The sequence below is a fragment of the Glutamicibacter arilaitensis genome, from assembly GCF_044793945.1.
GTDB lineage: Bacteria > Actinomycetota > Actinomycetes > Actinomycetales > Micrococcaceae > Glutamicibacter > Glutamicibacter arilaitensis_B.
In genome coordinates, this window is record NZ_CP084994.1 from 1,474,976 (window position 1) to 1,489,791 (window position 14,816).

11 protein-coding genes are annotated in these 14,816 nt (G+C 56.7%); 6 read left to right on the plus strand and 5 right to left on the minus strand.

From position 1 onward, the window contains the following. Window positions 1-122 precede the first annotated feature (122 nt). A complete protein-coding gene (locus tag LG294_RS06860; protein ID WP_404290774.1) occupies window positions 123-584 on the minus strand; it encodes a hypothetical protein in 462 nt (153 codons plus the stop codon). A gap of 117 nt (window positions 585-701) precedes the next feature. On the opposite strand from LG294_RS06860, the gene ilvD reads away from it, so the two are divergent. From ilvD to LG294_RS06885, 5 genes are all read left to right on the plus strand, one after another. Next, a complete protein-coding gene (gene ilvD, locus LG294_RS06865; protein WP_404290776.1) occupies window positions 702-2,405 on the plus strand; it encodes a dihydroxy-acid dehydratase in 1,704 nt (567 codons plus the stop codon). Window positions 2,406-2,692: 287 nt separating this feature from the next. After that, window positions 2,693-4,576: an acetolactate synthase large subunit gene (locus LG294_RS06870; protein ID WP_404290778.1), complete on the plus strand. Its 1,884-nt coding sequence runs from the start codon at window positions 2,693-2,695 to the stop codon at window positions 4,574-4,576. A gap of 3 nt (window positions 4,577-4,579) precedes the next feature. After that, window positions 4,580-5,098: an acetolactate synthase small subunit gene (gene ilvN / locus LG294_RS06875; protein ID WP_404290780.1), complete on the plus strand. Its 519-nt coding sequence runs from the start codon at window positions 4,580-4,582 to the stop codon at window positions 5,096-5,098. A gap of 82 nt (window positions 5,099-5,180) precedes the next feature. Continuing rightward, window positions 5,181-6,203 carry a ketol-acid reductoisomerase gene (ilvC, locus tag LG294_RS06880; RefSeq protein WP_404291672.1) on the plus strand — a complete coding sequence of 341 codons (1,023 nt, stop codon included), beginning with the start codon at window positions 5,181-5,183 and terminating at the stop codon, window positions 6,201-6,203. 347 nt (window positions 6,204-6,550) lie between these two features. Continuing rightward, entirely contained in the window at window positions 6,551-7,816 is a 1,266-nt protein-coding gene (locus LG294_RS06885) for a hypothetical protein (RefSeq protein WP_404290782.1), read from the plus strand. Between the two features lie 145 nt (window positions 7,817-7,961). Here the strand turns inward: LG294_RS06885 and LG294_RS06890 are convergent, their stop codons facing one another. The 4 genes from LG294_RS06890 to LG294_RS06905 form a co-directional block, all read right to left on the minus strand. Then, window positions 7,962-8,567, minus strand: coding sequence for a hypothetical protein (locus tag LG294_RS06890; protein ID WP_404290784.1), 606 nt, complete (start codon window positions 8,565-8,567; stop codon window positions 7,962-7,964). Window positions 8,568-8,964: 397 nt separating this feature from the next. After that, window positions 8,965-9,885 carry a class C sortase gene (locus LG294_RS06895; protein WP_404290786.1) on the minus strand — a complete coding sequence of 307 codons (921 nt, stop codon included), beginning with the start codon at window positions 9,883-9,885 and terminating at the stop codon, window positions 8,965-8,967. 122 nt (window positions 9,886-10,007) lie between these two features. Further along, on the minus strand, window positions 10,008-11,402 hold the full coding sequence (locus tag LG294_RS06900) for a SpaH/EbpB family LPXTG-anchored major pilin (protein ID WP_404290788.1): 1,395 nt from the start codon (window positions 11,400-11,402) through the stop codon (window positions 10,008-10,010). Window positions 11,403-11,470: 68 nt separating this feature from the next. Beyond that, window positions 11,471-13,642, minus strand: a complete 2,172-nt coding sequence (locus LG294_RS06905; RefSeq protein ID WP_404290790.1) for a SpaA isopeptide-forming pilin-related protein — start codon at window positions 13,640-13,642, stop codon at window positions 11,471-11,473. 556 nt (window positions 13,643-14,198) lie between these two features. Here LG294_RS06905 and LG294_RS06910 point away from each other — a divergent pair. After that, window positions 14,199-14,519, plus strand: coding sequence for a hypothetical protein (locus LG294_RS06910; RefSeq protein ID WP_404290792.1), 321 nt, complete (start codon window positions 14,199-14,201; stop codon window positions 14,517-14,519). Window positions 14,520-14,816 lie beyond the last annotated feature (297 nt).

Here is a 14,816-nt window from a genome sequence, read left to right on the forward strand (position 1 = left end):
GCTGGAATGACCTTGGCTGACGAGTGCACCTGGTACTCCGGCCAAGCATGCGAAACAAAAAAGAAGCGCAGCGGCAAATTTGCCGCTGCGCTTCTTTGGAGTTTGAGGTGATTCCTATGCGGTTAGACGAAGCTCTCGGTTCCTTCGATGGTGTTCATGAAATGATCCATGAAGCCCGCGAAGTCACGCGCATCAATTTCTTGGTCGATCAGCGCACCGAGCGTGACCGCGTCATCGATATGGATGTCGATGCTCGGGTGGCTCGGGATGCTGAAGCGGAAAACGCGTCCGGTGGAGGTGGCAACCTCATAGCCGCCGTCGCTGAGCAGCGCGAGCTGATTCACGTTGGTGTTGTTGATCGTAATTGCGGCTTCGGAAGCGCGCAGATCTGCTGAAGACACCGGGGCGAGGACTAATTCCGCTGGCTGACGTCGATATCCAATGACCTTGAGTCCACCGGAGCCGGCTATGCCGGTTCCCGCTACCAGGTTGTAACTGGCGAAGTTTGGGATCTGCGAATCAAAGGCCTCGTGCAGGAGGCGCTTGACGTGGTCGGTAGGATTTTCGTCTGGGCGTGGGTCCATAACTCACACTCTACCGATAATGCTGGACAATTTGACCAGTCTCCTCGTTTAGCGAAATATGTCATTGTCGCGTCATGGGTTGTCCAATTGGTCATATTGACTTCTAGAATTTGATTTATGAGCCAGGAGACTACCCCAGATATCAAACCACGTTCACGCGTGGTCACCGATGGTATCCATGCGGCCCCTGCACGCGGCATGTTGCGTGCGGTCGGCATGGGAGACGACGACTTCGCCAAACCGCAAATCGGCATTGCAAGCTCGTGGAATGAAATCACCCCGTGCAACCTCTCGCTGAACCGACTGGCGCAAGGCGCCAAGGAGGGCGTCCACGCAGGTGGCGGTTTCCCGATGCAGTTCGGCACCATTTCCGTTTCCGACGGCATTTCCATGGGCCACGAGGGCATGCACTTCTCGCTGGTTTCCCGTGAAGTCATTGCCGACTCCGTCGAGACCGTGATGATGGCCGAGCGCTTGGACGGTTCGGTGCTTCTTGCGGGCTGCGACAAGTCGCTGCCCGGCATGCTGATGGCCGCGGCTCGACTGAACCTTTCCTCGGTGTTCCTCTACGCCGGCTCGATCATGCCCGGTTGGGTCAAGCTGGAGGACGGCACCGAAAAAGACGTCACCCTGATTGACGCCTTCGAAGCCGTGGGCGCCTGCGCCGCCGGCAAGATGAGCGAAGAAGACCTGGGGCGTATCGAACGGGCCATCTGCCCGGGCGAAGGCGCCTGCGGCGGCATGTACACCGCAAACACCATGGCCTCCATCGGCGAAGCGCTTGGCATGTCCCTGCCAGGCTCGGCGGCCCCGCCTTCGGCAGACCGCCGCCGCGACATGTTCGCGCACAAGTCCGGCGAGGCAGTTGTAGAACTGCTGCGCAAGGGAATCCGTGCCCGCGACATCATGACCAAGAAGGCCTTTGAAAACGCCATTGCTGTGACCATGGCCTTCGGCGGCTCCACCAACGCGGTGCTGCACCTATTGGCTATTGCCCGCGAGGCAGAGGTCGAATTGAGCCTGGCGGACTTCAACCGCATTGGCGACAAGGTGCCGCACCTGGCAGACCTGAAGCCATTCGGCCGCTACGTGATGAACGACCTGGACCGCATTGGCGGAGTTCCGGTTGTCATGAAGGCGCTGCTGGATGCCGGATTGCTGCACGGGGACTGCATGACCGTCACCGGCAAGACCATGGCGGAAAACCTCGCGCATATTGCACCGCCAGATCCAGACGGCAAGATCCTGCGTGCAATTGACAACCCGATCCACAAGACCGGTGGCGTCACCGTGCTGCACGGTTCGCTGGCCCCGGAAGGCGCCGTGGTGAAGTCAGCTGGCTTCGACGCAGACGTCTTCGAGGGCACCGCCCGCGTCTTCGACCGCGAGCAGGGGGCCCTGGCGGCCCTTGATGCCGGACAGATCCAGGCCGGCGACGTAGTGGTCATCCGCTACGAAGGCCCCAAGGGTGGTCCCGGAATGCGCGAGATGCTTGCGATCACCGGCGCCATCAAGGGTGCGGGCCTGGGTAAGGACGTATTGCTGCTCACCGATGGCCGCTTCTCCGGTGGCACCACCGGGCTGTGCATCGGTCACGTAGCGCCAGAAGCCGTGGACGGCGGGCCAATCGCCTTCGTCAAGGACGGCGACAAGATCCGCGTGGACATCGAGGCGCGCAGCTTCGATCTGCTGGTTGATCCTGCAGAGCTTGAGGCCCGCAAGGTCGGCTGGGAGCCGCTGCCTGCCAAGTTCACCACCGGTGTGCTGGCAAAGTACGCAAAGCTGGTCAACTCGGCGTCAACCGGCGCCTACTGTGGCTAGGTAAAAGCCAAAGCGAGCCATTGGTTGGACGCCAAAGCGTCCAACCAATGGACATCCATCTCGTATAATGAGATACAAGGGGCTTCTAGTTGCTCTTTACCTCCCGGTGGAGAAAACTAGAGGTATGCAAACAACCACCGAGGTTCTACTAGTTATCAGGCGCGAAGCCTGAAACGTTGTCCACCAGGACAGAACGTCGGTAACGCGCCAGCCCCCTTTCGTCAATAGTGACGGCCGCGGGGCGTTTTTTATGCGCAAACGAAGAGATAGAACAGGAAAGGATCCCGATGAGCAACGTAACACCAGCCAATCCGGCCTCGGTTGCGAAATCAATTAATCGATCAAAGGATGCCACAACCGCTGTCTCTTCCGTAGTGGAAGCTTCGAACCCGGTACAGGGTCCGAATAATATCGTCGCTCCCACCAAGATGACGGGGTCACAAGCCATCGTCCGATCACTGGAAGAACTGGGCGTCAAGGACGTCTTCGGATTACCAGGCGGGGCCATCCTTCCCACCTATGATCCACTGATGGATTCGACCAAGATTAACCACATCTTGGTCCGCCACGAACAGGGTGCAGGCCACGCCGCACAGGGCTACGCCATGGTTTCCGGAGAAGTTGGCGTCTGCATCGCCACCTCCGGCCCGGGCGCAACCAACCTCGTCACCCCGCTAGCCGATGCCAATATGGACTCGGTACCCATGGTGGCAATCACCGGCCAGGTGCACAGCGCCTTTATCGGCTCGGACGCATTCCAGGAAGCTGACATTGTTGGCATCACCATGCCAATTACCAAGCATGCTTTCCTGGTGACCGACCCGGAAGAGATCCCACGGGTGATGGCCAGTGCGTTCTATCTGGCGCAGACCGGCCGTCCCGGCCCGGTGCTGGTGGATATCACCAAGGATGCCCAGCAGGGAGATATGACTTTCTCCTGGCCGCCAAAGGTGGACCTGCCCGGTTACCGGGTAGTGACCAAGGGGCACAACAAGCAGCTGCGCGAAGCCGCAAAACTGATCGCCGGCGCCAGCCGTCCGGTGCTCTACGTTGGCGGCGGCGTGATCAAGGCCAACGCGCATGAGGAACTCAAGGCCTTCGCCGAGTTCATCAATGCTCCGGTCGTCACCACGCTCACCGCTCGTGGCGCGTTCCCGGACTCCCACCAGCAGCACGTGGGCATGCCGGGCATGCACGGTGCGGTCTCGGCCGTCACCGCGCTGCAGCAGGCAGATCTGCTGATCACCTTGGGCGCGCGCTTCGATGACCGCGTCACCGGTGTGCTCTCCTCCTTCGCACCCAACGCGAAGGTGATCCACGCCGATATCGACCCGGCCGAAATTTCGAAGAACCGCACCGCAGACGTGCCGATCGTTGGCTCGCTGGATGAGATCATCCCGCAGCTGCAGGATGCCTGCACCACGCGCTTTGAAACCGATGCGCCGCAGGATCTGGACAGCTGGTGGGCACTGCTCAACCGGCTGCGCGAGACCTACCCGATTGGCTACACCGAAACCCACGACGGGCTTTCCGCACCGCAGAACGTCATCGGGCGCATCGGCGCACTGACCGGTCCAGAGGGCGTGTATGTGGCAGGTGTGGGCCAGCACCAGATGTGGGCCGCGCAGTTCGTGAAGTACGAGCGCCCGCGCTCATGGCTGAACTCCGCCGGGCTGGGAACCATGGGCTACTCGGTGCCTGCGGCAATGGGCGCCAAGGTAGCCCAGCCGGACCGTGTGGTGTGGGCAATCGATGGAGACGGCTGTTTCCAGATGACCAACCAGGAGCTGGCCACCTGCGTGATCAACAAGATCCCGATCAAGGTTGCCATCATCAACAACTCCTCGCTGGGCATGGTCCGCCAGTGGCAGACCCTGTTCTACGAATCGCGCTACTCCAACACGGATCTGAACACCGGCCACGGCACCGCACGAGTCCCGGACTTCGTGAAGCTAGCCGATGCCTATGGTTGCGTGGGCCTGCGTTGCGAACGCGACGAGGACATTGATGCCACCATCCAAAAGGCACTTGAAATCAATGACCGCCCAGTGGTGATCGACTTCGTGGTTTCCGCCGACTCCATGGTGTGGCCAATGGTCCCCTCCGGAGTCAGCAATGACCAGATCCAGTTTGCCAAGGGCATGACCCCAGAGTGGGAAGAGGAGGACTAGAACATGGCAAAGCATACGTTGTCGGTACTTGTCGAAGACGTTCCCGGCGTACTCACCCGAGTCGCCAGCCTTTTCGCCCGCCGTGCGTTCAACATTCATTCCCTCGCGGTGGGTCCCACCGAAATCGAGGGAATCAGCCGCATGACCGTGGTGGTCGACGCCGAAGGGGACTCCCTGGAGCAGGTCACCAAACAGCTGAACAAGCTGATAAACGTCATCAAGATCGTCGAGCTGCTGCCGGAAACCTCGGTGCAGCGCGACCACATCATGGTCAAGGTGCGGGCAGATGCGGCAACCCGCCTGCAGGTCACCCAGGCCGCCGAGCTCTTCCGCGCTTCCGTCATCGACGTGGCTCAGGATTCGCTGGTGATCGAGGCTACCGGCAATGCCGGGAAGATCGAGGCGCTGCTAGCGGTTCTCGAACCATTCGGCATCCGTGAAATCGTCCAGGCCGGTACCCTGGCCGTGGGACGTGGCGCCAAGTCGATGTCGGACAGGGCGCTGAAAACTCTCTCCGCCTAAACGGCACCAAGCGAATTTCCAGAACTTTCAATAACAAACTTCTTATTCGAAGAATACCTAAGGAGCAATCACAGTGGCTGATATGTATTACGAAGACGACGCCGACCTTTCAATCATCCAGGGCAAGAAAGTAGCCGTCATTGGCTATGGCTCCCAGGGCCACGCACACGCACTGAGCCTGCGCGACTCCGGCGTTGACGTCACCGTCGGCCTGGCCGAGGGCTCCAAGTCCCGCGCCAAGGTTGAGGCCGAAGGCCTGAAGGTCGCCACCGTTGCCGAGGCAGCCAAGTGGGCAGACGTCATCATGATCCTGACCCCGGACCAGGTCCAGGCTCAGGTTTACACCGAGTCGATCGCCGAGCACCTCGAAGAGGGCAACGCGCTGTTCTTCGGCCACGGCTTCAACATCCGCTTCGGCTTCATCCAGCCACCAGCCAACGTTGACGTTGCACTGGTTGCTCCAAAGGCACCGGGCCACACCGTACGCCGCGAATTCGAAGCAGGCCGTGGTATTCCTGACCTGATCGCCGTGGAGCAGAACTTCACCGGCGGCGCCAAGGAACTGGCCCTGTCCTACGCTGCAGGCATCGGCGGCACCCGTGCCGGCGTCATCGAGACCACCTTCACCGAAGAGACCGAAACCGACCTGTTCGGTGAGCAGGCAGTTCTTTGCGGTGGCACCTCGCAGCTGGTTCAGTACGGCTTCGAAGTTCTCACCGAAGCTGGCTACAAGCCAGAGATCGCCTACTTCGAGGTACTGCACGAGCTGAAGCTGATCGTTGACCTGATGTGGGAAGGCGGCATCGCCAAGCAGCGCTGGTCGATCTCCGACACCGCTGAGTACGGCGACTACGTCTCCGGCCCACGCGTGATCACCCCTGAGGTGAAGGAAAACATGAAGGCTGTTCTGGCTGATATCCAGTCCGGCGCCTTTGCCACCCGCTTCATGGAAGACCAGAAGGCCGGTGCCCCAGAGTTCAAGGCACTGCGTAAGAAGGGTGAAGAGCACCCAATCGAGACCACCGGTCGCGAACTGCGCTCGCTGTTCTCGTGGATCTCGGATTCCTCTTCGGATGACTACGTGGATGGTTCCGTAGCTCGCTAAGGCAAGCTTCGAACCAGCTCTATAGCTAAAACCACTGGCTCCGAACGACTGAAAAGTCGTTCGGAGCCAGTGGTTTTTGTTTTGGCTGGAAAGGCACATCCGTTCCTTGGCTTCGAGGAGGAGACAAAGAATAATGCATTGGATGGATGCGGGGCAGTGCGATCAATAGGTGCTTTAGTATTCAAGTAATTGATGGGAAGATTGCATTAGTGAATTTTCGCCGTAGGGCATAGCGGTATGGATAACGGGTATATTCGATCTCATTCAAAATGCTCGCGAGACACCGTGCCCGGCACTGAACTTGCTGAAATGCCAGCGGTGCAAAAGTGAATGCTGAAGGAGCAGAAATGGCTAGTGACGATATTGAGATTGTCTCTGACGGTAACGGCATAGCCGTTTTGGGCGAGCGTGGAGCCGTTGACAAGTTTATGGATTCCGTCGGACTGCTTTCTAAAGAACTCCCGCTTGATCGCTTGAGCCCAGCCGTAGGCATGGGAGCATCGGTGATGCAAGCTAGCAGTGGGATTGCAGAGAACTACGGTCGATGGGTCAAACTCTCCGAAGAATCGGCGCGGATTTTTAAAACGGCGGATCTGATGACTGGCTCAAATAAGGGGCTGGCTCGAGCTATTGTCATGAAAGACGGCAAGATAAGCAATCTACTCGAGATTGTCACAAGCCCTACCGCTTTCCTGTCCAACCCTGCTGTTCTTACGAGTGTTGGCGGCATCATGGCTCAGTACGCCATGCAACAGACCATGGACGAGATCACTGACTACCTGAAGGTGATCGACGAAAAAGTCGATGATATCTTGCGTGCGCAGAAAGACGCTGTTCTTGCAGACCTTGACGGCGTTGGGATGCTTATCGACGACGCAATGACCGTTCGCGAACAAGTTGGCCATGTAGGGGAAACAACTTGGTCCAAGGTTCATTCGAATGCCAAAACCATTGCAACGACCCAAGCATACGCACTGCGTGCTCTGGATGCGCTGGCAGAAAAGCTGGAAAAGAAGTCCAAGATGGGAGAACTTGCTAAGATCACCCGAGAGATCGAATCGAAGGTCAACCAATGGTTGGCCGTCTTAGCGAGATGCTTCCAGCTCCAAGATGGCATGTCTATCCTGGAAGTGGATCGAGTCTTCAATAATTCGCCTGAGGAGCTCGAGAATCATCGAGTTGGACTCCAAATATCTCGCGAACGCCGTATCACCCACATCACGCAGGTGACTGAGAAACTTCTTGAACGAATTGCTGCTGTCGCTGGATTGGCAAACTCCAAGGTGCTGTTGCACCCCAAGTCTTCGGGTGATGTCATAAAAGCAACAAATATCGTGGCCAACGATGTTGTGGATTTCCAAAGCCGTCTGGGAATCGAGAGCGCATACGGTGCTCTTGAATCCAAGAAGTGGCTCAAGGCTGTCTCTGAAGTGCGGGATAAGGTAACTGACGCGGGCTCCGATGGTCTTAACGCCATTAAGCAGTTTGGCGATGACACGAAGAACCGAGCCCTGGATAAGGCTGAAGGTATGGCGGCCTCACTAGCTGAGAACATCAGAAAAAGCCGAGATGATGACGATGAGGAAACAGCTAAAGACGTCATCGAAAAGTAATTTTCGACTCCAGTTTATGCAGCGTGTTCGGTGCCTCTGAGCTTTAGTTTTCTTTCAATAAATTGACCGCGGCGGCCTTCCTAGGAAGGCCGCCGCGGTCAATTTATTGTCTGGTTCACGGTACCAAGAAATTAGCAGGGAGAACTTAGATCTTCGAAGCGCGGTAGCCGGCCTTGCGAGCATCCGCGGTAGTCTTGAAGCATTCTTCTGGCTTCGTGATGTTGTAGAAGCGCTGACCCTTGACGTGGTACTTCCACTCGTTCTTGCTGCCGGTGCGGTTTCCCTTCACCGGGAAGCCAGCCGGACAATTGATGGTTTTCCCGTTCATCTTCACCGACTTCTTGGTGGAGGCCTTTTTCACCAGCAAAGTCTGAGTTTTCCTGACAGTCGAAGTCTTGCCCTTGAGCTGGTACTTCACCGTGGTGGTGACCTTGTAAGTGCCGGCAGCAAGCTTGACCGACTTCTTGTTCTTGGCCACCGACTTCTTGCCCTTGGTCACGCTCAAGAGCGCAGACTTGATCTTGACGTTCTTGGCCTTGGAATAGCTGGGCTTGATGGTTGCCTTCGCCGACCCCTTGACGGTCTTCGTCCCGATTTTCTTGATCGTGACCGCTGGCGCTTTCTTGGCAGCGACGACGCTAATAGCATTGGCTGCGGCTACCTGTGGAGCGGCAATCGCCGCGGTGGCACCCGAGATTGCTAGCGCGCCGGTTGCGATGATGGCAAGCGCGCGTTGAGCGAGTTTATTCATTTGTTCCCCATGAAAAGTCGATCCGAGTTTAGGACTCCTTGGTCCCCGAACCTGATTCTAATATGGGAATGAGCAGGAAAGTACTACGTCCTTTTTATTCGTGATTGCGTCGTTGCTAGTCGAAAATTCCAAGTTGAAGGGTTTTCCAACCACAGGAAAACGCTGCGGATCTCGGTGCCAAACCTGAATATCTACAGGTACGAGCCGGCGATGCTGTTGACTCACCGATAAATCTAGTGCGACTTAAGCACCTTCGAGACATAGCTCGCAAATCTCTAGCGTGCCATGCATGTGTGCACCAGACTCGGCACATTTTCGCGGGGGAGTGCTCGGATTCCTCATCGGATGACTACGTGGATGGTTCCGTAGCTCGCAAACCTTAGGAACTATTCCATCTTCAGTCTGCCTGGATCTTCAGGTTCTTGATTCCTCGGGGGCGACCTGCGAGGTACACCCAAAGGCTGAGCACCAGCAGTGTTGCGCCGAGCCAAATGCTCCACCACGGGAAACCGGGGATATCGGGTACCGAGCCGAGCGCATCAATATCCGCTTGGGGAGTTGGGTGTACTCGTTCGCCGGTGACCAGCATTCGGTGCGTATTGATCCCTAGGGGAGTGCAGGTGACCAAAGTGGCGAGATCCTTATCAAACTGGGGAGTCAGCGCTTTAGTCTCATCCGGTTCAACCGTTTGCGTTTCGGTGACTCGGTACGTCATGACCTGGTTGAAGACCTCGATGCTGAAGGTATCGCCGACTTTTACCTTAGGCAGATCATTGAACAAGTTTGCTTCGGGTAACCCACGGTGCGCGGTCAGCACGGTATGTTGGGACTGCCCACCGATGGGAAGTGCTGTTCCCTGTAAGTGGCCCACTCCTTTTTCTAGCGTCTTAGCATCGGTGCCGTGATAGATGGGCAGATCGATATCAACGGACGCCACACGCAGCCGGCCAATGAGCCCTTCGCTGTTGACGTTGAGCAGTGAGTTGTATTCAGTATCGGCTTTGACTGCTCCGTCGCTGGTTGGAACGTTGCTTCCCGGAGCCAACAGTCCACCGCCGACCAGCTCGCGATTATATTCATGGGCTCGCTGAAGTTCATCTGCAATTTGCTTTCCACCCTCGTGGGAAACTTCCGAGGAGATCTCATTGATGATCTTGGATTGGTTGTACTGGGCGAACCAGCTGGCCACGTGTGGATAGAGAAGCATGCCGGTACCTGCGAGGAAGACGATGGAGATCAGCAGAGTCGAGACAGGCACGCGCCAGCGCTGAGGCCGGGATGCCGGAGACTCAAGCGTAGAACTGAGGGTAGAACTCATGATACTTACCTATGATTTCTCAGGGTGCTATTACTTGAAAAAGAAAATGGTGGGAGAGCCAAGCGACGCTTAGTTCTCCCACCATTCTCATTTCACCGTTGCGGCGTCAAACAGAATGCGGGCTAGCTCTGCATCCTTGAGCGGCGACGCTTCACGAGTACTGCACCACTGGCGGCGGCCATCAAGCCAATACCAGCCATGGTGAACAGTACCGTTCCCGAAGCACCGGTTAGGGGGAGTTCCGGTCCCTCAGGTTTGTGGTTGGTGATCGTATTGATCTCAATCTGTCCGGCGGTCACCGTGAGCATTCCTGACCATGGATTAGCTGGAAGCACGTATCCTACCGGAGCTTTGGTTTCCTTGACCCAGTAATCTTCAGTCGTATCAGTGGTGATACCTACGTGTAGTTCCCAGGTGACTTTCCCATCAACGGTGGTTCCGGTAGCTAGAACCGGGCCGGAAGCGGTGCCATCGCTATTGGGTGCTGTGCCGTAGAGCTCGAAAACTGCTCCGTCCAGCAAGGCACCGTCTGTGCCTTCGCTCTTCTTGACCAGTTCCAAGGTGCCCAAGTTGGTGTTGGTCGAATCCGTATCCGGGGTGCCGTTGATGGTCACGGTCGCGGTATTTTCGACTTTGCCATTCTCCGGGATCGACAGAACCTTGGTCTTCAGCACTGCGGTCACGGTCGTCTCACCGGCGAGGTCGAGCTTTCCCAAACCAGCTTCGGTGAAAGTGATCGTGGCGTTGTCACCTGAGATGGTGTAATCGGTAACTGGAACCAAAGGCACAGCGCCGATCGAGACAGACTCCCAAGAAATGAAGCCCAAGTTAGACGTCATGTTGTCGGTCAAGGTGAAGGACTTGTACGGTAGAGCCGCATCGGGCACGGCAGTTGTCAAGGTCCAGGTGACGTCGTCACCCAGAATCAGCGCGGTGTCGTCCACGGTCTTGGTCAGTTCGATCGTGTCCAAAACGTTCTTAGGGTAGACATGGACTGCATAGTTCCATGACCCATCAGTGTTCGGGTAAGGAACGCTCACGTAGAACGGCGTCACCGCATTTTTGATCAGATTGTCACCCGAATCGGTTTCCGTGATCAGATACAGTCCCAGATCCAGTCCGCCAAAGAGTGCCGTACCGTCTGCTTGGGTGAGCTGTGTTGTTTCTGCACCCAGGGAATAGCCAGTGGGTAGCGTTCCGCCAGCGGTGTTTGTCGGTAGCGCTTCTGCTAATTCCCACCCCTCGGCGGTGCTCAGATCAATCGGGTTCCCGCCATGAAGCACTGGCTGCAAGGTAAATTCGACGCCCACCAGACCTGGGCTCGGATCCACGGGAAGCTCGGTGCCGTCACCTGGGTCGCCCGTAGCGGCGGAAGACTTGTGAACCGTGATGCTTCCTACGGTTCCCTCGACGATGTCATCAGCGGATGCGGCGCCCACCCCAATGAGGCCCATCCCAACAAGTGCCATGGCACTTGCTCCGGCAAGTAACTTGCCGAGTCTGCGTTGCGTGAACACGATTACTCCTTTTGTGCGAGTGGTTGTACGCCTACCCAAGTTCAGCGTGGTTGGTAAAAATTGTGGGTCTAGCCGAGGTTTCGGTGTCGACGAATTCGCAGAGACTTTCCGCCTAGTATGGAAAGGCCCAGTATCAGGATGCCGCCGCCGAGGAGATAAATCTGATCTCGCCCGATTCCACCGGTGAGTGGAAGTGTGGGACCAGCCTGCTGCTCATTTTTGATGGCGGCGAGCTCAACATGGAGTTCTTCACCTGCGACAACAAATGAATGCACCTCGGTGTCCTTGACATAGCCCGGGGGAGCAGTGGTTTCTTGCAGCGTGTAGCTTCCCCATTTGAGCTGCTCCAGTGCAAACTTGCCCTTGGCCGGGTCCATGTCCGGGCCGGTGCAACCGGCCGCGATGCAGTCCGTCACAGCAATTGCTGCGGAGTTTTCGCCGAGCGGTCCGGTCACGGTCCACTCAGATCCGGCCAGCAGATCGCCGCCAACGTTGGTCTTGGTCCAGGTCACCGAACCGGGGAGGGCCGTATTCACGATGGTGCAGGTGGCTTCCTGCCCGAGCTCCAACGTAATGTTGGCGCCGTCGGCTACTCCAGTACCTACACAAGTCCAACTACCGGGTTGGTAGCCGAGGGTCGCATCGTCTTCGGAAAGTGCGTAGGTTCCTACACTGACCGCAGCCTCGGTGATACTGGTATCTCCGGTTTTGCCGGTGATCACTTCAGTATCGCGCGTTGCACTCAGCGTCCAATCATCGACGGTTGATGTTCCGGCGAAAGCCTCGTTGTCAACATCCTTGACCAGGGTCAGCTGCTGGACGCAGTCCACGGTGTTCACGATTTCCACCACGTTGGGTGTTGGCGTCGCGGTCATGGTGTGCGTTGCAGTGAGCCCGCTGGTCCCATCGACGGTTGAACTGGTGACCTCGCACAGTTCAGGTAGCGTACCGGTTAGCGCTTCGGCGATCAGCACTTCATCACCGATCAGGTGGCCGGTGCTGGTTTCCCCGAAGGCGGCAGCTTGCTCATCGATGCTCAGTGTGGCATCGCCTACCGGCTGCTGGCCGTGAGCGTATTCGGTGCCGTTGACGATCCAGGTCTTAGTGACAGTCAGGTCTACCTGCTGGGTATTGGTCAAGGTACAGGTCACCTTGCTGCCGGCGGTGATAGTGATGGTGTTGTTTGCGCCTACGGTGGCACCAACACAACTTACGTCGGTGAGTTCGTAGCCAGTAGGGCCACCGGTTTCGGTGATGAGGTAGTCGCCTGCGCCGACAGGAACGTTGGTTACTTCGGGGCTACCGGTGATGCCGGACAGATCCGTTGTGCTGCCAGCTGCTTTCAGAGTCCAATCCGTGGCAGCTGCTTCGCCGATGACCTTCTTTTCCAAGGTCAAGGTTGTACAGGTGACGGTGTTAGTGATGGTGTAGTTGTTTAAGCCTGGCTCTAGTGTTTTTGTTCCAAGATCCCCTGAAGGAGTATTAATGCATCCCGCGGGAAGCGGAAGGACTGATTCAGCGATTTCGATCTGCTGGCCAACTTCGTAGTCGGTTTGGTCGCTCCGTTTGTTGTAGCTGATTCCGAATTTGGCATCAGTCTGGCCGGTGAGGTTCAAAGAGGCACTAAAATCTTCTGGCTGGGCACCATTGTCGAATGGCTCGCCGTCGATGACCCAGGCCTTGTCAACCTGCAGACTTGAGCAGGTACTTGGTACGTCGAGGGAGATCGGAGCGATCCAATCGCCGAGGCTACTTGTTTCTTGCGTGGAGGACGACGAGCGCAAATTTAGTGTTCCGTAATTTCCGGTACAGGTTGCAGGTCCGAAGAGCGTTGTCAGGTCTACGCCGATTTCCGCAAAGCCGCGTGCCGGAATGGTTGTAACCCCGTCGAATCCGAGAATGGGCACTGCATTTGTTGCACCCACAAAACCCGATAGGGTGGTTTGTTTTACCCAGGCAGCGGAGTTACCCGTGCCTACCCAGATGTAGGCACCGGCCAAGATGAGATTTCCGTTGCCGTCTTGCTCAATGCTTAGGCGCAGGTCACCTGGGGAACGATTTGGCGAAGGGGTAAGAGTTGCCCCGTTACTTTCAGCGTTAAGCTCAAGATTGTAGCGAATGGTGCCGGTGGTGGTTCCGCGATCAAATCCCAAAAATGCGTAAACATGGCCATTGCTGGTGGTGGAGTAGGCATAATTCCGGCCGATATCTGCTTGGCCGGTGGCGGTACCTTGACCCACAATCTGGTTTGCTAGCCATGGCCAATTTGATTCCTTAGGATCTGGTCCCCTACCGCCGAATTGAGTCGCGTCATCAAACCCATCATTGCCTGAAGGTGCACTTAGAACGGTGGTCCAGTCAGCTAGTGTGCTCCCATTTGCGCAGAGGTTCCCATCGAGCTCAAAACCGGCCAGAACTTGAGCTGATGAAATTTGCGGTTCTACGCAAGTTGCGCCCGCAGCCATGAGAAGTCGGCTCTTGCTGTCGATCGGCGTTGGCGAAATTGAAGGCCTCGATGATTCCGAAGGTACTGCTGTTGGAGATTCGACGAGTGGTTTAGCTTTGATCTTCGTCGGTGAAGGTTCCTGAACAGTAGCCTCTGCTGATGCCTTCGGTTCTTGGCTTGGGACGGCTTCTGGCGAGCTTGGGGCAACGCTCTGGGTTTCGTCGGGCACCTTCGACAACTCGACCTCAGGGGTCGGGGAAACGCTTGGAGCCATCAACTTTGATTCGAGCTCGGACGGCGATTCCGACGGTGTGGGTGTAGGTGTAAGTGCAGGCGTAGTAGGCGAAGCCGTGGCCGAGGTTTCTAGCGGCGCGGGGCCGGAAGATGCTGTGGCGAGATTTGTACCGGATGGAACGTCGCCAACAGATGTCGCGGATGCAGGTGCGAACGATCCTGCGAAGGCCAGAGAAACGGCTAAAGCTGCGCTCAGTGTTACGCCGGAAAATGCACGGAGGGAATTGTTATGCTTTGCAGATCGCCAGCGCAAAGACTTGTTATCCGAACAGTCACCGTTCTTACGGTGCGCGGATTTGCCCCCAACATATTTGCCAAACACAAAAACCCCAATTTTTGTGGATCTCGGCGAGAAGCAAATACTTAAGCTGTGCTAGAAAAAGCACGCAAACTCATTCGAGCCCCAAGCGCGAATGATTTTCCCCAAGTACATTGCGGCCCCCCAAGGCCCGTGCATGTATTTTGACTTAGCGTACAACTGATTCTTCAAATTCGCCATCTAAAGAGTCGAATTACTTTTTTGAATGATTACATTGCGCCTGATCCATCGTGAAGTCAAAGGCCTCTAGAGCACGCAGAGGATCGCGGCTCATGGGCCAAAAAATCGTGTTTCACCGCTGTTTCCAACAAGGATTTTCGACATCTGAATCTGCGGGCAGGGCATCATGGTACTT

What these genes read in the sequence shown, in the direction of transcription:
- LG294_RS06860 (WP_404290774.1), bottom strand. Translation starts at nt 584, where the DNA reads ATGGACCCACGCCCAGACGAAAATCCTACCGACCACGTCAAGCGCCTC.
- ilvD (WP_404290776.1), top strand. Translation starts at nt 702, where the DNA reads ATGAGCCAGGAGACTACCCCAGATATCAAACCACGTTCACGCGTGGTC.
- LG294_RS06870 (WP_404290778.1), top strand. Translation starts at nt 2,693, where the DNA reads ATGAGCAACGTAACACCAGCCAATCCGGCCTCGGTTGCGAAATCAATT.
- ilvN (WP_404290780.1), top strand. Translation starts at nt 4,580, where the DNA reads ATGGCAAAGCATACGTTGTCGGTACTTGTCGAAGACGTTCCCGGCGTA.
- ilvC (WP_404291672.1), top strand. Translation starts at nt 5,181, where the DNA reads ATGTATTACGAAGACGACGCCGACCTTTCAATCATCCAGGGCAAGAAA.
- LG294_RS06885 (WP_404290782.1), top strand. Translation starts at nt 6,551, where the DNA reads ATGGCTAGTGACGATATTGAGATTGTCTCTGACGGTAACGGCATAGCC.
- LG294_RS06890 (WP_404290784.1), bottom strand. Translation starts at nt 8,567, where the DNA reads ATGAATAAACTCGCTCAACGCGCGCTTGCCATCATCGCAACCGGCGCG.
- LG294_RS06895 (WP_404290786.1), bottom strand. Translation starts at nt 9,885, where the DNA reads ATGAGTTCTACCCTCAGTTCTACGCTTGAGTCTCCGGCATCCCGGCCT.